The sequence below is a fragment of the Treponema sp. genome, from assembly GCF_051883275.1.
In the GTDB taxonomy this organism is placed as follows: Bacteria; Spirochaetota; Spirochaetia; order Treponematales; family Treponemataceae; genus Treponema_D.
In genome coordinates this window covers 1-21,110 of sequence record NZ_JBJETK010000073.1, presented here as the reverse complement: position 1 = coordinate 21,110, position 21,110 = coordinate 1, and the positions used below count along the sequence as shown (strand labels likewise).

Genomic DNA, 21,110 nt, shown 5'->3' with positions numbered 1-21,110 from the left:
AGTGCCGCTCACATAAGAATGTCTTCCATAGTTTTTGCTGCTTCAAGAAAAGAATTTTCTGTCCGCTCAAGATAGGCCCGGTATGACTCGGCGTCCCACAGCTCCATATATCTGTTGATTCCAAGAATTGTACATTCACCTTTCAGCCCCGCATAATCTCTAAGTGTCTGGGGAATAGAAAGACGGCCGGATTTGTCAAAGTCAAGCTTCTGCGCAGGAGCAATAAAACGTCGCATAACAAGACGCTTCTGGTCACTGAACAATGATGCAGAATCAACAATTTTCTTATTTAGTGAAATCCATTCATCGACAGAGAAAATCATAAGACAGCGGTCAAGGCCCTGCGTTGCAACAAGACTTTCCTGCTGCAGAGCAGAACGCAACTTCGCCGGAAACTGGATTCTTCCTTTGTCATCCAGCGTATTGTTGTACTCGCCAAAAAGCATTTCCATGCCACTGTCCACCACTTTACCCCACTATTTCCCACTTATTAAATATTTTATCAAAAAAAAACGTAATGTCAATGCAAAAAGCCCGGTTCAGGGGATTTTTTGAAGCTTAAACGCCGCTCTGACTTTAAGACTGTATAGTTGAGAATCTTGCGGAAACGCTGAATAATCCGAAGCAGGCAATCACTTCAGCTATGCGGAAACATTTAGTAAAACTTGAAAACAGGCGGCAGCGGCATGATAAACACACTGAATGAAACAAGCCTCCATAAATCGCTTAAAGCAATGTACAGAATACAGTGCTCGGGGCAAGCAGAAGCACAGGCAGGCCCGTACATTGCAGACATCATAAGCCCGAACGGCGAAATAATAGAAATCCAGACAGGAACGCTCGGCAAGCTTCTAAAAAAAGCGGAATTTTTCCTTTCCGAAAACCGCAGAATAAAAATAGTCTATCCGCTCATCACGCTGAAGCACATTGAAACCTTCGATTCAGCAACAGGCAAGACAACATCGCGGAAAAGCCCCGTTAAAAAAAACATATACTCGATTTTCAGGGAAATAACAGCCCTGGTTCCAGTTCTGCTCAAAAAAAATTTCACGCTTGAGATAGTCGAAGCTGAAATAACAGAAGAGCGCATAAAAACCCAGGAGCCGGTGCAGTCAAAAAACGGAAGGCGGAGGTTCAAGAAAAACTGGCAGAAAACAGGCAAGCGGCTTGAGCAGACAGGAAGAATTTTCACATTCAGCGGAAAAGATTCCTATACAAAGCTCCTGCCCCGAAATCTTCCGGCGAATTTCACTGTCAGGGAATGTCTTGAGCTTTTGCAGGAAGAAAATTCAGGCATAAAAAAATCGGATATCAGCCTGATGATATGGGTTCTTGAAAAAACAGGAATTATATACGCATGCGGAAAAAAGGGAAACGCAAAAGTTTACTCGCTTCCGCACGCCCAGTGAAGCATTAGCCTGGAGCTTTCCTAACATGGATTCAGCGTACTGTGGAAATGCGTTATCGCTCCGGCAAGAGCATCTGCGGCATGGTCTGGACGCGGAGGCTCCTTTAGCCCCAAGAGAATTTGAACGTAACGGGAAACAGTATCCTTGTCAGCAGCCTTTGTTCCTGTTACGGCGGATTTTATCTGGTTAGGCGCATACATAAAAACAGGAACGCTCCGCTGGGCAAGACAAAGGCTCAAAACCCCCTTTGCCTCCGCAACTGCAAGCGCGCTGGTGGTATTCCTGGAAAAAAACAAGGTTTCCATCTCGGCCTCATCAGGGGAAAATTTATCAAGCACAGAAAGAAAATCACTGTAAATATTGAGCAGGCGTATCTCATGGGAATCATCGCTGGAAGTTTCTATCACGCCATAGCTGACAAGAGAAATTTTGGAAGCCTCGCAGTCAATTATTCCAAATCCGGTATGGGCAAGCCCGGGGTCTATTCCTATAATCCGGCGTTTCTTCATTCATTCCGCAATAAAAAACAAGGCACTTGGACAGAAAAAAATTCTGCGCCAAATGCCTAAACCGACAGCCACAAGGCCGCCGTTTTCACAGGTTATCTCAGCAGGAAACTGCACCTTTCTGCGCAAACAAAAAGATGCAACACCCAAAAACTGAAATTTATAAAATCACTTAAGCTTCCGGATCGAAATCCTCTGGATACTCTACAGTTGAATAAACGTTCTGAACATCATCATTTTCCTCAAGCTTATCCAGAAGTTTCTGTACTTTTTTTGCAGTCTCTGCATCTACAGCAGTGTAATTGAACGGAACCATAGAAACAGCAGCAGACAATGTTTCCCATTCTTTAGCCTGAAGAGCTTCAAGAACAACATCAAAGGAAGCCGGATCAGTTGTAACAGTGATAACACCATCTTCATTTACAACATCCTCTGCGCCAGCTTCAACAGCTACACTCATAACCTCATCTTCGCTTACTTTTTCAGCGTCGTACTCAATAACACCCTTGCGCTCAAACATGCGGCTTGTAGAACCTGTTGTTCCAAGGTTTCCGCCGTTCTTGTTGAAAATATTGCGAACATCAGCAGCTGCACGGTTCTTATTGTCTGTAAGAACATCAACAAGAACTGCAACTCCGCCCGGTGCATATCCTTCATAAACAAGCTCTTCATAAGAAACTGCGCCAAGCTCGCCAGTTCCCTTCTTTATAGCACGCTCAATATTATCTTTTGGCATAGAAGCAGCCTTTGCTTTGAGCATAGCTGTTCTAAGGCGTGGATTTGAATCAGGATCTCCTCCGCCCATTTTAGCCGCGATAGAAATTTCCTTTATGAATTTTGTGAAAAGCGCGCCGCGTTTTGCATCTGCAATACCTTTTGCATGTTTAATGGTTGACCATTTACTATGTCCTGACATACGGAACTCCTATAAATAATAACAGATAGTAAAATATGATAGCATGAATCAAACAGGCTCGTCAATACAAGAATTTCCATCTTCATTTAACCGCCCAAGTTCATCCAGCGTATTTTTTATATGCGGCGGAAGGGGAATTTCAAAAGCGCGCTCCAAGCCATCAAGCGGAATCGTAGTCCTCACAGAAGCAAGATGAAGCCGCCTTATTCCCAAAGCCCTGGCAGCCTTGTTTTTCTTGAAATCTCCGTGCCTGTCATCCCCAGCAATCGGACAGGAAAAATGCGCAAGCTGTATTCTTATCTGGTGCATCCGGCCTGTTCCAAGCACAAGGCGCAAAAATGAAAATTCAAGCTTCTGATCTATCCCCGGAATTTTCACCGTGAACACGGACTCAACTTTGAAGTAAGTTTTCGCAGTCTGAATTTTCCCATGAACTTCAACAGTTCCTTCCAGCACACCGGAAAAACATTTCTTGCCGTCCACAACAGGAACTCCAAAGCAGACTGCGGCATACTCTTTTTTTACCTTTCCGCCTGAAATAAGCCTTGTCCATTTTGCAGCCGCCTGGGCATTTTTTGCAACCGCAAGAATACCGGAAGTTTCCTTGTCCAGCCTGTGCACCAAAAAAACTTTATAACCGAGCTGAAGAGGAAGCTCCGCATCAAGGGAATGGGAAATTCCTGCGCCGCCCTGAACTGGAACACCAGCAGGCTTGTCAACAAGGAGAATCTCTTCATTTTCAAAAATTATAGAAAACCTTTTCATCTGCCGAAAATAAATACCGGAAGCGCAGACATCCTGAAAAACCGCCGTTTCCTGGTTGCTTCAAAAAGATAGCTAAAAGTGCGGCATGGCACAGGACAATAATAAATGAGGTTTATAAAAATGACAAGTATTGCAAAAAAATCCCTGCTGTTTCTAGCGGCGGCATTTATTTCAGCAGCGGCAAGCGCGCACAGAGTTTCCTTTGAGGGGCTTTCAGAAAGCGTGTTCATGGACATTCCCGAGGAATTTGCTCTAGCCGACACACAGGGAAACAGCTCCTTTTTGCTGCAAAACAAGATTATTCCGGCAAGCGCCATAGTCAAATTCCATGAGAACGGAAAATTCCCTTCCGCGGAAGAAGCAGTCGAAACCACACTGCGCAAACTCAACGCAAAAGCAACCGACTCAAGAAATGCGCCCTGGAGAAACAACATGGCAAGCCTTGCAAAATTCAGTGCGGTCATAGCAGGAAGGGAAACAGAAGGATATGCGGCCGCCGCAGAAATACCGGAAACAAAGGGATTTGCAGTTCTTTTGGCATGGTGCCCGGTAGAAAATTTCCAAAGAGCGGGATGCCTTCTTGAAAGCTTTATCGACTCCCTGTGCATTGACAGCGAAAGCCTTTTTTCACCGGGACTTTTCACTTCACTTTACAGACCAGATTCGGGAACAAAACAGGATGTCTGCGTTCTTATAGACGGAAAGAAAATTCAAAGCCAGATGGATTCCGCCGCCTGTGAGAATTCCGAATACCTCATAGAACGCGAATACAAAGTCCTTCAGCTCTACATAAACAGCGGCATGGCAAAAGAAGCATGGCAGAGATATTACAGAATGATTTTCAAGGATTCCTGCAAGCGGCTTCAGCAGGTTTCATTTGATATATACAGGGAAATCGCCCCGGCATGCAAAGACGAAACTGATTTTGCGCAAAAAATTCTGACCTGGACACAGGGATTTAAATACACAAGGGAAAAAACAGCGAGCGATTTTTCTTCGCTGCCCTCAATAATTGCAGGAGAACCGAGCGACTGCGACTCCCGGAGCATGATGATTGCCGTCATACTTCAAAGCACAAACATAGACGCAATACTTTTTGTAAGCAACGAATACGAACACGCAATCGCAGGGCTCTCTTCATCTCATCCGGGGTTCGGGTTCAATGTCGAAGGCAGATATTATCTTACAGGAGAAACAACAGTAAGAGGAATGACCTGGGGAATCATAGACCAGAGCCAAAGCGACTTTTCAAAATGGATTCCTGTCATTCTCCCCTGAATTTTTTGCTACTTTATAAGAAGATTATAAGCATCCATAGGAGAATCCATTTTCAGCAGGTCTTCCCTCAGAGATGAGTCTCTGAATTTTGAGCTGAAAAATGAAAGCGTCTTGAGATAATAGCTGTGCTGATTATACGCTGCCGCAATCATAAAAAGAATTCTCACCGGAATTTCATCCACCGGCTGAAAGCCAATAATATCACACTTTGAAATTCCCACAGACATAACAAGATCCGTAACACTGGAAAGGCGCACATGGGGAATTGCAAGTCCACGGCCGATGGAGGTAGACATCAGATCCTCGCGCTTAAGAATTTCAGTCTCAAGCTCCTTTGCATCCTTTACCTGCGGAGCCGTCGCAAGATTCTGTGCAAGCTCAACAAGCGAATCATGCTTAGTCTGATGATTCATAAACAATATACGCTCAGGGGAAAGAATATTTTTTATCTGAACAACAATTTCAGCATCATTGGTTTTCCCGGAAGAAGAAAGCCTCTGATTAACCCATTTTTCAATCTCTGACTTCTTGAAACGCCAGACAGTTCCAATCTTTCCGCTCGGAATTTCTCCCTTCTGAGCCCAGTCATACACAGTCCGCTCGCTGACACGAAGATATTTTGCAACTTCCTCAATTGTAAGAATATCATCTTCCATAGGGTACAGCCTCTTCTTTTCTTAGAATTCAAACATTGTTATATGTTGCACCATTTTGCAATCTTTACGCTTTTTTGTCAATATTCGCATAAAAAACAAACTGCTCTATTTTTCCTTCCACGGAAAAAAGAAGCCCTTTATTGTCCTTGCTCCCAGAGTCTTTTTGTCCCTGGCAATCAAAGCACTCCACGGAACTTTTCTCCGCTCTGCCGCAGAAAGTCCGGGATTCACCTCGAGCCAGTCATATTTATAGAGAAGAAGCCGCATCGCATTTGTATTTGTAATCACAACGCCGGTCATTCCCGGAAAAATTCCAAGCGTAAATATGCTGAGCAGAAGATTGAGGAAATTCACAAATGAAAGCGCAAAGGTAAATCCGATATTGTCAAAAAAAATAATATAGGATTTTTTTAGGCACTTTTTGAATCCGTTGTTCAAAAGGCTCCTGACAGGAAGAAACCACTGCAATGCAAAAAAAGTCGTAACAAGAAACCAGAAAATAAGCACCATAAAAACAAACCAGACATAGCTTCCAGTTGACTTCCACATCTTAAAATAAAACGGCACGCTCACATAGGCAACGCAAGCAAGGCCTCCTAGAAAAAGCCCGAACAAAGCCCCCGGTTTAAGAGAGCGGAAAAGCTCCTCAAAAAAGTCCCTGTATCTTGGAATACGGAAATCCGCAACCGCCGCCGCATTTTTTCCGGCTGCAAAACCTACAGTGCAAACAAGCACACAGCCCAGAATAACAGAAGCCGCAACACTAAGAGAAGCAATCCTCCCTGAAGAATTCAATGAAAACAAAAAAAGAAAAACAGAAGCAAAAAGAGCCAGCAGAGAAAAAAAGTTGCACACAACGACATAAAAAAGATTATCCCATACATCGCAGATATTTTTTTTGAAGAAGAACCGAAACATATCGAAAATACTAATATAATTACTGACAATTTGCAACGCAGATGGTAAAATAAGAACCCATGGAATATGATGTCAATTCTGCGCTTTCACTTATCTCCAGAATTCACACACAGACAGCGGAATTCTCAAACAAAATGCTTGCCGGCCACAATTTTGTATCTTCGCACGGATTTATACTCTTTCTTCTTGCAGAAAACACAGAAATGTCCATGGGCGAAATCGCAAGAAAAATAAACAGGAACAAAAGCACCACAACAGTTCTCATAAGAAAACTGATAGACGAAAAGCTTGTTCAGGTCATACCAAGCAAAACAGACAGCCGCAAAAAACTGATTTCCCTGACAAGCGAAGGCAAAAAATACAACAATTTTACAAGCCAGATATCAAGCAAGCTCCTTTCTATATGCTACAGCAATTTTTCCGCAGATGAAAAGAAAACGCTCCTTGAACTGCTGAAAAAAATGAGCCTGAACCTGGAGCTGGCAGGAAACAGGTAAAATTCAGTGTATAAAAAACAAGGGCACTGCCTATTAGGCAGCACCCTTCAACGCTAAAAATATTCTATGCTATTTTAAAGCTGCGCTGATCCGCTCCAAAACCTTTTTGCGATCCAATGGCTTGACAATGTAGTTTTTTGCGCCGCTAAGGAGAGACTTCTTTACAAGCTCCTCCTTTCCGAGAGCGCTGACCATTACAACCTTCGCATTCTTGTCAAAGGCAATAATCTGCTCAAGGGCTGTTATACCATCCATGCGTGGCATAGTTATATCCATTGTAACTAAATCAACATTAGGACAAAGCTCCTTGTATTTGTCAACACCTTCTTTTCCGTCCTGAGCTGTAGCAACAATTTCATATCCGTCACTGGAAAGAATCTGGGTAAGCTGCTTTGCAACAAACATAGAATCGTCTACAACCAATACACGGTACTTTGTGCCGTCAAGTTTTTCCCCTTCAGGCGGACGTTCATTAATAGATGGAAAATCCTGTTTTGTTTTCATTCTAGACTCCTTTATATCATGTACGCTCGCGAATTGCGACGTTAACTTCAATTTTTCCATAATCAGTAATAAGAGGAACTATCAAAGCCTCAACATTGTCTGTTGTTCCTCCCAAAGCTGCTATTTCCATTTTTTCACCAGCAAACAAAGCTGGAGGTGTAAGATCAAATTTAAAACCTAAATCATGCAATTTTGTAACAGACTGTGCTGTTATCAAATTAGCAAGCTCGCTGATAGTAGCTTTTGCTAAATCATCAAATGCCGGAAGTTTTTCCTCATTCATCTTGGATGCAATATTAAGCGCAGTTTCAAAAGTCATATCAAAAAGCACGCGCCCTTCAACATCTCCTGCAAGACCTACAAGAGCAGCAACTCCCATAACAGGCATAGCCGTTGACTTCAGATACAAGTCGCCTCTCTTTACCTCTGCTCCACCCAAAACTTCTTTTAGTACTCTGAAAGAAGTTTCTACAAATGGATTAATATACTCTACTCTCATCAACAACCCCCTGAAAAGCATTTTTTCTTATTTATGGAAACCTCTAAAAACTCATTTCAAATGACCTTGCAGAAGTTCCTGCGAATTTTACGCCGCTACAACAGCACAGCCCAAAACACCGCATTTTTAGAGTCACCTCGAAAAACCGAAGATTCCCTTATTTTCTATATATTGAAATATTTCCAGACACGCTGTTTTTACTCCAACCGGGAACAGAAATATTTTCGTTATCACCAACTATAATAACACCATTGCCCTTTATCTTTTCGCCAAAATCCGACAAAAGATTCATCTGAGATGCCACAGGAAGGAAAGCAAGCAAATCCCTGGCAAAAATAATATCTATAGGAGGAAGGCTGTTGGTATTCATACAGTCATGATATTCAAACATAACAGAATCTTTTATATCCTTGTTAAATGTATAATCACCTCCAACAGTTCTTACCGTATACGGCTGATACCATCCAACGCTCGCCTCATCAGAAAGTGTCATAAGAGGAGCATTTGAAACACTAAGCAAGTCAATATCATGGCCATATATTTTAAGCCGAGCAGCAGGATACTTTTTTTTCAAAATACATGCCAAAGAATATGTTTCGTATCCTTTGCCGCAGCCAGGGTTCCATACAACAATATTTTTTGCACTGTTCTCTGGAAGAGCTTTTCCAACAGCATCTGCAAAATCCTCAGTCCACCAGCCGCCGCTGCACTTTGAAAAGAATGTAGAAAGAAACAAATCAGCATCTGATTCATTTTGAAGCTGTGTCTTTTCTTCGCCGCGCTCCTTGCACCATTCCGCATAACGCTTTTCAGTCCAATCCTTTGTAATGTCGCTTACATAAAATTTCTTGAAATTCTCAAGCGAATCCGCTATGAATTTCAAATCCTGAACTGATTTTTTTTCTACTTCGCCAGATTTCGGCGCGGCAGCAGAATCTTCCTTTTTTTCCGGAACAGAAGATTCAGCCTCAAGCTCGACTCTCACTTTTGTCTGATTCTTTGCAGTTTCAGCAAGGGCTTTTTCTTCCTCAGGAGATCTCTGACCGAAAATTCTATCTATGTCCAAAAGAACATAAAGATTGTTTTCCGACTCAACAACACCGTAAATATACTTTATATTTATGTCGCCAAACAACGGATGCGGTGGCTGTATAGAACTTTTTTGAATTCCTACAACCTTGTCAATTTCATCAACAACAATTCCAAAAGTCTGCTCGCCGACAGAAACTATAAGCAGGTTTTCAAGATAATCATCATCATGCTCTGAAATACTGCTGTTGAAAAAAAGGCGTAAATCAATTATCGGAATAATATCTCCGCGGAGATTATACACACCGCGCACAAAAGGAAGCGCATTGGGAACATAGGTGAATCTTCCAGCCTTTGCAATTTCCTTTACTTTCATAATATCAATGGCATAGTCTTTTCCAGCCAGAGAAAAAGTAACCATTTTAAAATCTACAATAGAGATTTTGTTTTTTTCCTCAGCCAGCTGCTCTGCAGACAGTCCTTCAGCTCTATCCATTGTATTTGCAAGAACACTGAGTTTTTCCTGAATCGTCGCCATACACTAACCTCTTGCCGTCGCTGATTTTATAGCTTCCGCTTCCCGCACCTGCTGCGCATCAAGCTCCTGTTTTACTCCAAGCTCAAGAAGCTGATTCACATCAATTATAAGGGAAACCGATCCATCGCCAAGCACTGTTGCGCCTGCAATTCCAGGAGAAGATGTAAACTGATCCTGCAAAGGCTTTATTACAACATCCTCTTCGCCGATAAGAGCATCAACCATAACGCCTATCTTCTTTTCCTGAGAACCTACTATTACAATAAAACAATACTCATCATTAGAAGTCTTCCGAATATTGAAAAGACGGCCAAGTCTTAAAATTGAAATAACTTCATTGCGGACATTCAGAACTTCATAGTTGTCAATAGTATTTATTGTATCAAGCTTTACACGCTGGCTTTCAATAACATTTGCAACAGGAATAGAGTATACTTCTTTTCCCACACGAACCAAAAGTCCCTGGATAATAGCAAGTGTAAGCGGAAGGCGTATTGAAAATTTAGAGCCTTTACCCTTTTCACTTGTAACGGTAATTGTTCCCTTGAGTTTTTCAACCATTGTCTTTACAACATCAAGACCTACACCGCGCCCTGAAACATTGCTGATTTTTTCACTTGTAGAAAATCCCGGAAGAAAAATAAGATTATAGGCATCCTGATTTGAAATAATTTTATTAGGACTTATAAGACCTTTCTTTATGGCTTTTTCCCTGACACGATCAACCTCAATGCCTGTACCATCATCAATTATGTCAATGACAATCATGTTACCTTCGTTTGCCGCGCGAAGTGTCAGTGTTCCAGTTTCATTTTTTCCTGCTGCGATACGCAAATCCGGGGGTTCAATTCCGTGATCCACAGAATTGCGGACACAGTGCATTATAGGATCCAGCAAATCATCAACAACAGTCTTATCCAGCTCAGTATCTTCACCTTCTATAACCAGATTGACTTTTCTGCCCAAATCACGGCTCAAATCACGAACAACTCGCGGAAAGCGGTTAAATATAGTTCCGATGGGAACCATTCTAATTTTCATTACGCCTTCCTGCAACTCGCCTGTAATCCGCCCGAGATTCTGTGTGGTTGAACGATATTTTGTGGAAGATGCTTTAAATTCAGATTCAAAAACATCAAACCAGGAAGCAACAGATCCGAATTCCTCTGTCACCCTCTGCATAATTTCCTTTATCGGGACACCGCTCTGAAGTTCATCCATGTATTTTGGTATAGACTCCATAAGCCTGCGGTGTTTTTCCTTGAACGTCATATTCAGATTCTGAAGCTTAACCTGCAAATCTGCCATGTGAAGTCCATTCTGGTTAAAGGCAGCCTTGGTGATTACAGTTTCAGAAACAAGATTCATGAGATTGTCTACACGCTTTGAATCAACGCGCAGTATTGAAGACTGGCTGACAGCATGAGCAGATGCAGCTTTTTTAGCAGGCTGAGCAGCAGCCACAGGCGCCTCGTCATTTTTTTCCTCCGCATCAGCAGCTGCGGAAGAAGGAGGCACAGGCTCTTCCTTTTTCTCCGCTACAGGCTCGCTAACGGCCTCAGGAACAGTGGCGGATGGCTGAACAACAGCCGGCTCAGCTCCAGCCCCGGAAACAACCTGAGCATCAACAGCAAGAGTCACATCATCCAAAAATGCCGCATCCTCAAGCGCAGAGCCTTCATTTACGGAAGCAATATAATATACAACCTGGGGATGAAATTCATCCTCGTACAATTCCTCAAAATCAGGAACAGTCTTCAAAACAGTTCCGCAATTCTTTAAAGCCGCAAAAACCTGAATTCCCCCTACGCTGTTCATAGGATTGGATTCATCGAAAGTAACATTCACAGCCCAAAGTTTCTGATCTTCCGGCAAAGCTCCCTTCAGCTCCCTGTAGTCATCATCAGACAACGGAGGCACAGGAGGCATTCCGCTGGACTGAGGCTGCGGCTTGGGTTCGGCAGGCGCGGATTTTCCAGCAGTAGCGGCTCCCAGCAAGCCAGACGGCAGTTTTACAGGAGAACTCTTCTTTGGAGCTTTTTCTGGAATAAATGAATTTATTTTTTTTACAATCGGACTGACATCTTCCTGATAGACAGAACCATTGGTTCTTGCCTCGAGCATGGATTTTATAGTATCTATTGAAGACAATAAAACATCTACGATAGGCTCTGAAACAGAAACAAGACCGCCTCTAAGCGCATCAAGCAAATCCTCAACATCATGACAAAACGAAGCAAGCTCAGTCATTTCCACAGTAGCAGAACCGCCCTTCAGTGTGTGGGCCGCGCGGAAAATTTCATCTATTGCATCATGATTTGAAGGATCATTCTCTATGACAAGAATATTGCTTTCAAGAGTCTCTACCTGCTGTTCGGCCTCTGAAAAAAAGTCTTTCAGAAGCTCTTCATTATTGGCATCAAGATAATCACTCATAAAATATATTTTAATCGAATATGATAAAAAATCAAGTAAAGTTTTTCTTTTAAATCCACTTTTTACTTCCTGCGCCCAAAAAACTGACTGGATAAAGATGCAAGGGAATGTTTTTCTTAATTTTTTTCTATATCTTCCGAAAATCAAATGGCTGGAAAATTTTTTTAAGGAAAAAGACTGCCTGGAAACTGAATTCCGCCTGATATTGCAAATACAGCAGACGGCACTTATACAGTGTTCATTCAAGATGTTCCAGACAGTTCCATCACCGCCCGAATATTTTTACCCTATCGACAGAAAGACAGCCATTTGCTCATAAAGAGCTTTAAAGTCTGTTTTTCAGCGGGAATTTCCGGAGCGTTTTTATTTTCCGCACGGAGGACTAATTGAAAAGATTTTTATGTGTGGCCGCCCTTTCAATCTCAGCAGCTTTCAATGCAATAGCATTTGAGCAGACATATTTCAATGGATACACAGGATTTCTTGCTGGAGTCCAGAATGAATATGACAGCGATGATTTTGATCCCTGCACCACAGGCGAAACTTTTCTCGCAGGGCAGATCGATTTTGGCGGCAGGCTTTTTCTGAGAGGCGAATTCTATACAAGGGCAAACGACATTTTTGACTGTGACGCCCTTAATGAAGATCAGCCGAATTCAAATTTCAGGGTGGAAGAAGTTTCCGCCACATATAAAATCAACTCCACGCACGCATCGCATTACGTGAGCCTGTATTACGGAAACTTTGAGCCGATAGGCTCTGATTTATTCCTCCAGAGGCAGTTTGGAATCAAGCCAATCCGCTCTTCGTTCACAGACAGCTTCCATGGACTTGCAGGAGCAAGATTATATCCGCTTTATGCGCAGGGAATCGGCTACACTTTTCATCCCGAAGGTGATTTTGCGGCTGGCGTGAATCTGTATAAAAACAAGGCAGCCAAGGAAGACGGACAGGATGATATTCTGAACTTTGACATAAGGATGGCTTCACTGATAGGAAATTCAGCAATCGATTTCACCGCGGGCTTGGCATTGCCATCCGAGTCGAACGAGGGAGATGATGATGCGCTTATATATATAAAGGAAATACAGCTTCACGGCGGCCTCAATTTTCTGGTTGGAAACAGAAACACAACATCTGTTTTATTCCAGGTCGGCGTAAACAAATTCATAACGCGAAAGGATACCAGCGACTCGGAGAACGACAGAATAGACCTCAAGGATGTCTGGGCATTTGTCGAGCCTAGAGCGAATGGAAAGTACATGTCAATAGACACAGCAGGATTTCTTTTTCCAGCAGAAGCGGCGCAGGACATGATTTTTCTTAGAAACGTTGTAAGAAGATACCCCGGAACTGAAAATGTTTTTGGCGCAAACATAAATATCCACACGGATAAGCTTTATGCAGGAGCTACTCGGATTTCCCTGGGAGCGCACACAACGCTTGCATTCTCGCGGGTAGATCCAGACGGAGATGACAAAATAGAAACAAGCCTGTGCATTTCACCTTATGCAGGAATAGACATTCTGGGAGGAAGCCTCAGCGCATCCGTTTCAGTGAACACCCTTGATCTTGCCGACGATCCTGAAAAAAGCTATTCTGCGACTATAGGATTCAAGACACAATTCTAGAAAGGAATAAAGAACAGACATTTCTTTACAAAGGCAGTCTATGAATAACATAGGCTGCTTTTTTTATAGAAGAATGAAGAGTCCGCTTACAAATCAAATTACGCAGCTCGGAAATTGAAACTTTCTTTGCTGCGTAATTTAAAATGCTTAAAAATTTCTTAAAAAAAATTTCGCAGAAGAGCTAAACCAGTTTAAATTTCTGCTCGATATAAGGCTCGCGGACAACCATTACAGAGCAGTGCGCACTTCCTATGATTTCACTGTCCTGGGAAGAAATAACATCGCGCGAAAGGGAAGAAAGATGGTCAAGATTTTTTGCGCCGCCCAAAAGTATAAGATCCGCCTTGAATTCATCAGCGGTTTTTATAATTTCAGACCAGACAGCGCCCTTGCGGATTTCTGTTTCAATTTTTATTCCCTTGGATTTTGCAAGATCCGTTACATAGGACAAATTTTTCTCGCTGTCAGACTCAAGGCTTCTTGCAACTGAATCCCCTTCCTGGGAAACCATAAATTTCTGGAGCGTAAGATATTTTATAGAAGCTATATCTACAACACTTACCACTTTTACGGCGCACTTGTAGACTTTTGCCATCAGAATCGCATATAAAACAGTATGAAGAGAAGATTTCGAGCCGTTGTATCCAACAACAATCCTCTGAAAAAGCGGTTTTAACATTTTTCACCCTGCCTTTTTTTTAATGACTTCATAACGAAAACGTTGTCCCGTTCCCGTTCCTCAAGGACACCTTCTATATACTTAACAGTTTCCCTGTCCTGAGGGATAACAGTCTTGTCCAGAGCATTTACACGCCTCTGGGTTTTCTTTACTTCCAGCGCAAGCCGCCATGCCACAGTCCGTATTCCTGCCATTTTTGTCAGGAGCGTCAGAAGCTCAAAAAAATCAGCCATGACTTCATCGCTGTCCGCAAAAGTCCCCCTGAAAGAAGAAAAAAGCCTTCTTTTAGGAAGATTCACATCGATTGTCGTAAAAGTCATTCCTGCAATCACTGCCGGCTTTTTTGTAATCTCAAAATCGTAGTCAATGCCATGCGCAATTCTTTCCACACGGTCGCCGCCGACAGAAACCAGCATATTCTTTAAAGCAGGATAAGCCTTCTGTATGCACTTATCAATCTGGCTTTCCAAAAGCTTAACCTGCTCGACAATCCGCATAAGCTCCATTACAAGAATTTCGCGCTTCTGTTCCAATAAATCATAGCCCTCTGTGCTGACAGCAAGCTGTTCCTTTATTGCAAGAAGATTGGATTTTGTAGGAGCAATATTCAACTTTGCCATAGTTAGTTCTCTGCTGTCCTCGGTAGATACTTGTCAATCATATCGCTCTTGATTCGATAAAGCTCTTCGCGCGGAAGTATGCTCAGAATTTTCCAGCCCAAGTCCAGTGTCTGTTCTATTGAACGATCTTCATATTCACCCTGCGTGAAGAATTTCGACTCAAGCTCATTGCCGAATTTAAGATAGCAGCGGTCAAGCTCAGAAAGCTCCTCCTCGCCGATAATAGATGCCAGGTTTCTAATGGACTTAACCTTGCTGTAGGCGGCAAAAAGCTGGCTTGAAACAGGAGCATGGTCTTCGCGGGTCATGCCTTCACCAATTCCGTCTTTCATAAGGCGGCTCAGGCTCGGAAGCCCGGAAACAGGCGGATACATTCCCTTCTGGCTCATTTCACGGTCAAGAACAATCTGGCCTTCTGTAATATAGCCTGTCAAATCAGGAATAGGATGAGAAATATCATCATTCGGCATGGAAAGAATAGGAATCTGCGTAATTGAACCAGTGCTTCCCTGAATTTTTCCAGCGCGCTCATAAAGTTCAGCCAAATTCGAGTAAAGATAGCCAGGATAGCCTTTGCGCCCCGGAACTTCGCCGCGTGTTGTGGAAATCTCGCGCAGAGCCTCGCAGTAGTTTGTCATATCAGTCATGACAACAAGAACGTGCATATTACATTCATAGGCAAGATACTCAGCCGCAGTAAGAGCGCACCTCGGTGTGATAATACGCTCAATGGAAGGCGCATCTGCCAAAGACTGAAACATTACAACCTTGGAAAGAACACCAGACTCCTCAAAAGTATGCTTGAAGAACTGCGCCACATCATACTTGATTCCCATTCCGGCAAACACCATGACAAATTCCTCATCGCTGTTGAGAATTTTTGCCTGGCGGATAATCTGGGCAGCCAGCTTATTGTGCGGAAGACCGTTTCCTGAAAAAATCGGAAGCTTCTGACCGCGAATCAAAGTATTCATTCCATCAATGGAAGAAATTCCAGTCTGGATAAAATCGCGGGGATATACACGGGCATAGGGATTTATAGGGTTTCCGTTTACATTTACCTTTTTATCAGAAATAATCTGAGGATATCCGTCTATAGGCTCGCCAAGGCCGTTGAAAATTCTTCCGAGAAGACCTTTTCCAACGCGAAGCTCCATCGGCTCCTCAAGAAACTCAACTGTTGTATTTTCCAGATCAAGGCCGGTTGTGCTTCCAAAAATCTGAACAGCGGCAGTCTTTTCATTTAGATCAATAATGCGCCCAGTCTTTTTTTCGCCGTTCTTGTCGCGGACATACACAACTTCATCATAGAAGGCATTTTCGCTCCGCTTTACAATTACAATCGGTCCGTCAACAGAAGTCAGTCCTGTGTACTCAATTCCTTTCATATTGCAGCATCCTTGCGGTACATTCTTTCGAGTTCCGCCATCTGGTCATCAAGATGATTTTGAATAGTGCTCAGCTCATCCAGCTTGTCATTTGCAATCTCACTCTTAGCCCTGACTATTTCATTGCGGACAGGAAGCTCTATCACTTTCAAGAGAGGACAGCCGGATTTTATAACATTCAGCGCCTTTTCGTAAAAAGTCATCATCAGCAGAAGAATTGAAACCTGTTTTTCAGGAACAGCATAAGCATCCACAGAATCAAAGGCATTCTGCTGAAGAAATCCGTTCTTTATCATCTCGCAGACAGTAAGAATAAGACGGTCGCTGTCAGGCAATGCATCTGCGCCAATCAAGCGTACAATCTGCTGAAGCCTCTGCTCACGTTTCAGCAAATCCAAGGCCTGCACACGGCTTGAAGCCCAGCGGGAATCAAATTTGTCCCACCAGTCCTTTATTTCGCCGGCATATTCTGAATATGAATCAATCCAGCCGATAGCCGGATAATGGCGCGCATTTGCAAGCTCCCTGTCCAAAGCCCAGAAACAGCGGATAAAACGCTTTGTATGCTGGGTAACAGGCTCAGAGAAATCTCCACCGGCAGGAGAAACTGCTCCGATAACAGAAACAGAGCCTTCCTTTCCGCAGAGTGAATTTACACGGCCAGCGCGCTCATAGAATTCAGCAAGGCGTGTAGGAAGATAAGCAGGATATCCTTCCTCCGCAGGCATTTCCTCCATACGGCCTGAAAGCTCACGCAGAGCCTCTGCCCAGCGGCTGGTTGAGTCCGCCATAATTGCAACATGCATGCCCATGTCGCGGTAATACTCAGCAAGTGTAATTCCCGAATAAAGGGAAACTTCACGGGCGGCAACAGGCATATTTGAAGTATTCGCAATAAGAATCGTGCGCTCCATCAACGAGCGGCCAGTGCGGGGGTCAATAAGAGTAGGAAATTCTGTAAGAACATCCGTCATTTCGTTTCCACGCTCACCGCATCCGATATAAACTATCAAATCAGCATCGCACCATTTTGCAATAGCATGCTGTGTCATTGTCTTTCCTGTTCCGAATCCGCCTGGAATCGCCGCAGTTCCACCTTTTGAAAGCGGAAAGAAAACATCGATTACACGAAGCCCTGTAACAAGCGGCTGGCTCACCTCAAGCTTCTGTGAAAAAGGGCGAGGCTTGCGAAGAGGCCAATACTGGCTCATTGAAATCTGCTCACCAAGCTCCGTGGTTGCAATCACCTCATCAATGGTATAGCTTCCCTTTCCTGAAAATGTTTTCAGAACTCTTCCGCGCACTGAAGGCGGAACCATTATTTTATGGACAATAGAGCCTGTTTCCTGAACAGTTCCCAAAACCATTCCAGGTGCTATTGAAAGCCCCGCAGACATTTCCTTTTGTTCTGAAGGATGAATCGCGGGAGTGAATTCCCACTTCTTTTTGCCGTCGATAGGCTCAGTGCGCTGTCCCGACAAAAGGAAAACGCCTCCGTCTTCATACATTTCCTTAAGAGGACGCTGAATTCCATCATAAATTGTTCCGACAAGCCCCGGTCCAAGCTTCAGGGAAAGCGGACGTCCGCTGGACACTACAGGCTCGCCTACATGCATGCCGGTAACATCCTCATAAACCTGAATTGTAGCCTTTCCTTCGCTCTGACGGATTATCTCGCCGATGAGCTTCTTTTCTCCAACATCAACAACATCATAAAGACCGCATTTTTCAAGGCCTTCTGCATAGACTATCGGACCTGAAATTCGGGTTATTTTTCCAGTAATCATTCAGGCAACCTCCCGCCAAAAAGCGTCTCTGCAAGAACGCATCTCTTTTCATCCAAAATTTCCCGCACTTTTTCAGCGAGCGTCAGACGGCAGACAACTGAACCGTCCTGTGTTTTTAATATAATTCCTTCTTTTATATTGAATCCGTCAAGAGCTTCCTGGGCAAGAAGCTGAACCTCTCCGGCTTCACAGGAAGACAAATTTTCATGAAAAATATTTTTAAGCATAGCCTCCGCCTCTGAGACGGAAAATCCGACTACAGATGCAGAAACCTGCTGGCCATGGACACTTTTTTTTGCGCGCTCGCACAAACTCTGCAAAACCAGAAGCCGCTTTTTTTCGCCGGCAGCCTCTAGATATTTATTCAAAGCCTCGAGCACAGAATTATAAATATATGAAACCAAATAGCGCTGCTTTTCAAGAGGAAGCGACGCATTTATATTCTTTTCATAAACAGCAATTCTTTCCGCGGAGATTTTTTCAGCATCCAGTCTTGCCTTTTCAATGCGTTCCTGAATCCCGTCAATAAGCTGCCTTGCACTTTCATCTGCCTTTACAAGAATTCTCTCTGCCTTTTTTACACTGTCAGAGCGAATTTCTTTATCCAGAACTTCCGTTGAACGTAATTCTTCCATAAAAAGTCTTCCTTCTTTGCGGTATACAGCCTTCCGCACAAACCAATATGGCGATGCACAGGCATACTGCCATGTTTTATATACATAAGAGCATTTTTCTTTTAGGGCAGACTGAAAAATTTTAAAGTTTTCAAGTCAACTCTAAAAATGCGATGTTTTAAGCCGCGCTATTCAACGACTTAAAACTCACAGAACCTCTAAAAAAACATCGAAATGAATTTTTAGAGATTTCCTAAACTTGAATTCCAACAGCTTCACGGATTGAATCAGTAAGCGTTTTTCTGCCCTGAATATGTCCCTGAAGCCCAGGAATCTCCACTATAAGAGGTGCCTTGCCGCCCATCTGCCAGGACTGAATTTCACTGGACAGCATGTCAGCCACATCTTCCGTAAGTATGAGAACCTTTGGGATATCACCAACGGAGCCTACAGAAGAATTCTGCCCTGTCGCCTTGTTAAAAGCGTCCAGCGCCTCCTGTCTGTTGGAAACTGATTTTCCCTTTACGCCCGCAAGCATAAAACCAAGAATCAGCTCCCGTTCTCCAATTACAAAATATTCCATTTTTCACAGCCAGCGCGCCATGCCGAATTTCCGCGGAATTTACAGCTGAAAAACGGCATAGACATTGCTGAATTACATTATCATAATGAACAGCGCAACCAGGAATCCCCAAAGACAGATACCTTCAGCAAGACCAACAAAAGGAAGCGCCTTTCCTGAAAGCTCCGCATTCTCGCTCATTGCGCCCATAGCAGCAGAACCGATTTTTCCAACAGCAGAGCCGCCGCCGATACATGCAATTCCAACAGCAATAGCGGCTGCAACATACTTTACAGCAGAGCCTGTATTAGAAGCCGCCTGTTCCACCGCCTGCTCATCCGCAGGAACAGAAGCATCCTGTGCGAACACACCGGCGATAGAGACCATAAGCACCATTGAGAAAACAACAAAAAATCTCTTGTTCATAAAAAAACCTCTTTACTAAAAATTCTATAAAAACTGCAAAAAGCAGCTGTTCACAAAAATAAAACCTGAAGCCCAAGGGAAAAATCCCTTGCACAAATCAAGCAATTTTGAATTTAAAGACTTCCTTTATATTCAAAAGAAAACGGCTTGAATTCGCGGCCGGTTTCGCTGAAAAATTTTGAGAAGAACTCATAATACTGAAGACGCACAACCTGAATCGCAACAATCATTCCCTCAAGAACTATAACAATAGCATTACCGAAAACCGCAACCGCTATTCCCCCTGCGCCAGGAGCAAGCTCGACAAAGCTGTTTATAATATAGCCCAAAACAGCATGCGCAAGAGCAAAAGCTCCTACACGCACAAAGCTCACTGTATTAGACAGGTACGAAGAAATAACCTCTATAATTTCAACCACGGCTCCAATAAGCGCACTGAACAGCCCATTTTCCAGAACCGGACGCTCCCCGTCAACAAGCCGCTGAAAAACCTCAGAACCGGCAGTCAAAAACAGCGAAACACCAATAATAATCCAGTCATAGGCAGCCGGAGCATGCTTAAAGAAAGCAAGGCGAACCACAAAGGCAATCACATACCAGAAAAACACTGCCCCGGAAACTCCGGTTTTTCCAAACAGAGCTTTTCCAATTCTCCGCAGAGAAAACTGATTGACAATATTTATAACCAGACCGCAGCTGTTAATTATAAAGCCTATCAGAATTGTAAAGCCAAAGAACGCAAACATTCTTGAGATAGAAGCAGCTTCGTTCGAAGGCATCAGGTGCAGAATAGGAGCATGCGGAGTTCCAAAAAGTCCGGTAAACCACAGCGCAAAAGGACGAAGCACGGTTTCATTCGCAAAGAATTCTCCCGTAAGCAGCCCCATAATAGTACTGCTCAGTCCTATGCAGCAAAAAATTCCCCCGAATTTTTCCCAGCCGGAAATTTTTATTTTCTTCAGGCAGCAGAGAATTCCAATCAAAAGGAAACAAAGCCCCTGCCCCGCGTCACCAAACATAATGCCGAACAAAACTGTAAAGAACAAGGCAACAAAAGGAGTCGGGTCTATAGTGCCGTACAAAGGCGCGCCGTAACTGAAAATCATGCGCTCAAAGCTCGAAACAACTTTTCCATGCTTTACCTGAACCGGAACTTTTTCCTGCCCGGAAATAACAGAAGGCACTTCGCCCGGCAAAAATTCACGAATTCCTGCGCGGCTCTGTGTAAGGTCGTCCAGATCCTTCATTACTTTTCTAATCTGGTAAGCCGGAATCCAGCCTGTTATCCTGTAAACAAATTCAGTGGACTCAAGCGAATTTTCAACTGCATAAATCTGGCTTCCCACTGAATAAATCTGCAAAAGCCTGTAAAGCTCTTCCTTGTGTGTTTCTGCAAAATTCCTGCGCTCAGTCTGAACTTCCTCCAGAGCATTCACGGCCTCTGTTTTATTG

At 43.4% G+C, this 21,110-nt stretch carries 22 protein-coding genes; 4 read left to right on the top strand and 18 right to left on the bottom strand.

Annotated features, from left to right (window positions below; translation table 11 throughout):
- Positions 1-8: 8 nt before the first annotated feature.
- On the bottom strand, positions 9-452 hold the full coding sequence (gene mraZ, locus ACI4L0_RS11020) for a division/cell wall cluster transcriptional repressor MraZ (RefSeq protein WP_439800221.1): 444 nt from the start codon (positions 450-452) through the stop codon (positions 9-11).
- A 234-nt stretch (positions 453-686) separates the two neighbouring features.
- On the opposite strand from mraZ, the gene ACI4L0_RS11015 reads away from it, so the two are divergent.
- Positions 687-1,409, top strand: a complete 723-nt coding sequence (locus tag ACI4L0_RS11015) for a hypothetical protein (protein WP_439800220.1) — start codon at positions 687-689, stop codon at positions 1,407-1,409.
- 20 nt (positions 1,410-1,429) lie between these two features.
- On the opposite strand, the gene ruvC is transcribed toward ACI4L0_RS11015, so the two are convergent.
- The 3 genes from ruvC to ACI4L0_RS11000 all read right to left on the bottom strand — a co-directional run bounded on the left by ruvC (position 1,430) and on the right by ACI4L0_RS11000 (position 3,596).
- A complete protein-coding gene (ruvC, locus tag ACI4L0_RS11010) occupies positions 1,430-1,918 on the bottom strand; it encodes a crossover junction endodeoxyribonuclease RuvC (RefSeq protein ID WP_439800219.1) in 489 nt (162 codons plus the stop codon).
- 169 nt (positions 1,919-2,087) lie between these two features.
- Positions 2,088-2,831 (bottom strand): YebC/PmpR family DNA-binding transcriptional regulator, encoded by a 744-nt coding sequence (locus ACI4L0_RS11005; RefSeq protein WP_439800218.1) that lies wholly within the window; start codon positions 2,829-2,831, stop codon positions 2,088-2,090.
- Between the two features lie 48 nt (positions 2,832-2,879).
- A complete protein-coding gene (locus tag ACI4L0_RS11000; protein ID WP_439800217.1) occupies positions 2,880-3,596 on the bottom strand; it encodes an RluA family pseudouridine synthase in 717 nt (238 codons plus the stop codon).
- Positions 3,597-3,716: 120 nt separating this feature from the next.
- Between ACI4L0_RS11000 and ACI4L0_RS10995 the strand changes: the two genes are divergently transcribed.
- Positions 3,717-4,874: a hypothetical protein gene (locus ACI4L0_RS10995; protein ID WP_439800216.1), complete on the top strand. Its 1,158-nt coding sequence runs from the start codon at positions 3,717-3,719 to the stop codon at positions 4,872-4,874.
- Positions 4,875-4,882: 8 nt separating this feature from the next.
- Here ACI4L0_RS10995 and ACI4L0_RS10990 read toward each other — a convergent pair whose 3' ends face one another.
- Positions 4,883-5,530 (bottom strand): PTS sugar transporter subunit IIA, encoded by a 648-nt coding sequence (locus ACI4L0_RS10990; RefSeq protein ID WP_439800215.1) that lies wholly within the window; start codon positions 5,528-5,530, stop codon positions 4,883-4,885.
- A 105-nt stretch (positions 5,531-5,635) separates the two neighbouring features.
- Positions 5,636-6,448 carry a hypothetical protein gene (locus ACI4L0_RS10985; protein WP_439800214.1) on the bottom strand — a complete coding sequence of 271 codons (813 nt, stop codon included), beginning with the start codon at positions 6,446-6,448 and terminating at the stop codon, positions 5,636-5,638.
- A 59-nt stretch (positions 6,449-6,507) separates the two neighbouring features.
- Between ACI4L0_RS10985 and ACI4L0_RS10980 the strand changes: the two genes are divergently transcribed.
- Positions 6,508-6,945 carry a MarR family winged helix-turn-helix transcriptional regulator gene (locus tag ACI4L0_RS10980; protein ID WP_439800213.1) on the top strand — a complete coding sequence of 146 codons (438 nt, stop codon included), beginning with the start codon at positions 6,508-6,510 and terminating at the stop codon, positions 6,943-6,945.
- 69 nt (positions 6,946-7,014) lie between these two features.
- On the opposite strand, the gene ACI4L0_RS10975 is transcribed toward ACI4L0_RS10980, so the two are convergent.
- The 4 genes from ACI4L0_RS10975 to ACI4L0_RS10960 form a co-directional block, all read right to left on the bottom strand.
- A complete protein-coding gene (locus ACI4L0_RS10975; protein ID WP_013701791.1) occupies positions 7,015-7,449 on the bottom strand; it encodes a response regulator in 435 nt (144 codons plus the stop codon).
- Positions 7,450-7,465: 16 nt separating this feature from the next.
- On the bottom strand, positions 7,466-7,948 hold the full coding sequence (locus ACI4L0_RS10970) for a chemotaxis protein CheX (protein WP_439800212.1): 483 nt from the start codon (positions 7,946-7,948) through the stop codon (positions 7,466-7,468).
- Between the two features lie 157 nt (positions 7,949-8,105).
- Positions 8,106-9,515, bottom strand: a complete 1,410-nt coding sequence (locus tag ACI4L0_RS10965) for a CheR family methyltransferase (RefSeq protein ID WP_439800211.1) — start codon at positions 9,513-9,515, stop codon at positions 8,106-8,108.
- A gap of 3 nt (positions 9,516-9,518) precedes the next feature.
- Complete coding sequence (locus ACI4L0_RS10960; RefSeq protein ID WP_439800210.1) at positions 9,519-11,951, bottom strand: chemotaxis protein CheW; 2,433 nt, start codon at positions 11,949-11,951, stop codon at positions 9,519-9,521.
- Between the two features lie 386 nt (positions 11,952-12,337).
- Between ACI4L0_RS10960 and ACI4L0_RS10955 the strand changes: the two genes are divergently transcribed.
- Positions 12,338-13,582, top strand: a complete 1,245-nt coding sequence (locus ACI4L0_RS10955) for a hypothetical protein (protein ID WP_439800209.1) — start codon at positions 12,338-12,340, stop codon at positions 13,580-13,582.
- A gap of 181 nt (positions 13,583-13,763) precedes the next feature.
- Here ACI4L0_RS10955 and ACI4L0_RS10950 read toward each other — a convergent pair whose 3' ends face one another.
- The 8 genes from ACI4L0_RS10950 to ACI4L0_RS10915 form a co-directional block, all read right to left on the bottom strand.
- Entirely contained in the window at positions 13,764-14,261 is a 498-nt protein-coding gene (locus ACI4L0_RS10950; RefSeq protein WP_439800208.1) for a universal stress protein, read from the bottom strand.
- Complete coding sequence (locus ACI4L0_RS10945; RefSeq protein ID WP_439800207.1) at positions 14,255-14,881, bottom strand: V-type ATP synthase subunit D; 627 nt, start codon at positions 14,879-14,881, stop codon at positions 14,255-14,257. Before ACI4L0_RS10945 ends, ACI4L0_RS10950 begins: the two co-directional genes overlap by 7 nt.
- A 2-nt stretch (positions 14,882-14,883) precedes the next feature.
- Positions 14,884-16,269: a V-type ATP synthase subunit B gene (locus tag ACI4L0_RS10940; RefSeq protein ID WP_439800206.1), complete on the bottom strand. Its 1,386-nt coding sequence runs from the start codon at positions 16,267-16,269 to the stop codon at positions 14,884-14,886.
- The gene (locus ACI4L0_RS10935) at positions 16,266-18,056 is read right to left on the bottom strand and encodes a V-type ATP synthase subunit A (protein ID WP_439800205.1); all 1,791 of its coding nucleotides are present in this window, start codon (positions 18,054-18,056) and stop codon (positions 16,266-16,268) included. Before ACI4L0_RS10935 ends, ACI4L0_RS10940 begins: the two co-directional genes overlap by 4 nt.
- Positions 18,053-18,691, bottom strand: a complete 639-nt coding sequence (locus ACI4L0_RS10930; RefSeq protein ID WP_439800204.1) for a hypothetical protein — start codon at positions 18,689-18,691, stop codon at positions 18,053-18,055. The genes ACI4L0_RS10935 and ACI4L0_RS10930 overlap by 4 nt, the downstream gene beginning before the upstream one ends.
- A gap of 232 nt (positions 18,692-18,923) precedes the next feature.
- On the bottom strand, positions 18,924-19,253 hold the full coding sequence (locus ACI4L0_RS10925) for a V-type ATP synthase subunit F (protein WP_439800203.1): 330 nt from the start codon (positions 19,251-19,253) through the stop codon (positions 18,924-18,926).
- A 72-nt stretch (positions 19,254-19,325) separates the two neighbouring features.
- Positions 19,326-19,658, bottom strand: coding sequence for an ATP synthase subunit C (locus ACI4L0_RS10920; protein ID WP_439800202.1), 333 nt, complete (start codon positions 19,656-19,658; stop codon positions 19,326-19,328).
- Between the two features lie 113 nt (positions 19,659-19,771).
- Positions 19,772-21,110 (bottom strand): V-type ATP synthase subunit I (locus ACI4L0_RS10915; protein WP_439800201.1); only part of this gene is annotated, 1,339 nt, incomplete at its 5' end.

Coding starts and splice junctions, on each gene's coding strand:
- mraZ (WP_439800221.1), bottom strand. CDS start 452: ATGGAAATGCTTTTTGGCGAGTACAACAATACGCTGGATGACAAAGGA.
- ACI4L0_RS11015 (WP_439800220.1), top strand. CDS start 687: ATGATAAACACACTGAATGAAACAAGCCTCCATAAATCGCTTAAAGCA.
- ruvC (WP_439800219.1), bottom strand. CDS start 1,918: ATGAAGAAACGCCGGATTATAGGAATAGACCCCGGGCTTGCCCATACC.
- ACI4L0_RS11005 (WP_439800218.1), bottom strand. CDS start 2,831: ATGTCAGGACATAGTAAATGGTCAACCATTAAACATGCAAAAGGTATT.
- ACI4L0_RS11000 (WP_439800217.1), bottom strand. CDS start 3,596: ATGAAAAGGTTTTCTATAATTTTTGAAAATGAAGAGATTCTCCTTGTT.
- ACI4L0_RS10995 (WP_439800216.1), top strand. CDS start 3,717: ATGACAAGTATTGCAAAAAAATCCCTGCTGTTTCTAGCGGCGGCATTT.
- ACI4L0_RS10990 (WP_439800215.1), bottom strand. CDS start 5,530: ATGGAAGATGATATTCTTACAATTGAGGAAGTTGCAAAATATCTTCGT.
- ACI4L0_RS10985 (WP_439800214.1), bottom strand. CDS start 6,448: ATGTTTCGGTTCTTCTTCAAAAAAAATATCTGCGATGTATGGGATAAT.
- ACI4L0_RS10980 (WP_439800213.1), top strand. CDS start 6,508: ATGGAATATGATGTCAATTCTGCGCTTTCACTTATCTCCAGAATTCAC.
- ACI4L0_RS10975 (WP_013701791.1), bottom strand. CDS start 7,449: ATGAAAACAAAACAGGATTTTCCATCTATTAATGAACGTCCGCCTGAA.
- ACI4L0_RS10970 (WP_439800212.1), bottom strand. CDS start 7,948: ATGAGAGTAGAGTATATTAATCCATTTGTAGAAACTTCTTTCAGAGTA.
- ACI4L0_RS10965 (WP_439800211.1), bottom strand. CDS start 9,515: ATGGCGACGATTCAGGAAAAACTCAGTGTTCTTGCAAATACAATGGAT.
- ACI4L0_RS10960 (WP_439800210.1), bottom strand. CDS start 11,951: ATGAGTGATTATCTTGATGCCAATAATGAAGAGCTTCTGAAAGACTTT.
- ACI4L0_RS10950 (WP_439800208.1), bottom strand. CDS start 14,261: ATGTTAAAACCGCTTTTTCAGAGGATTGTTGTTGGATACAACGGCTCG.
- ACI4L0_RS10945 (WP_439800207.1), bottom strand. CDS start 14,881: ATGGCAAAGTTGAATATTGCTCCTACAAAATCCAATCTTCTTGCAATA.
- ACI4L0_RS10940 (WP_439800206.1), bottom strand. CDS start 16,269: ATGAAAGGAATTGAGTACACAGGACTGACTTCTGTTGACGGACCGATT.
- ACI4L0_RS10935 (WP_439800205.1), bottom strand. CDS start 18,056: ATGATTACTGGAAAAATAACCCGAATTTCAGGTCCGATAGTCTATGCA.
- ACI4L0_RS10930 (WP_439800204.1), bottom strand. CDS start 18,691: ATGGAAGAATTACGTTCAACGGAAGTTCTGGATAAAGAAATTCGCTCT.
- ACI4L0_RS10925 (WP_439800203.1), bottom strand. CDS start 19,253: ATGGAATATTTTGTAATTGGAGAACGGGAGCTGATTCTTGGTTTTATG.
- ACI4L0_RS10920 (WP_439800202.1), bottom strand. CDS start 19,658: ATGAACAAGAGATTTTTTGTTGTTTTCTCAATGGTGCTTATGGTCTCT.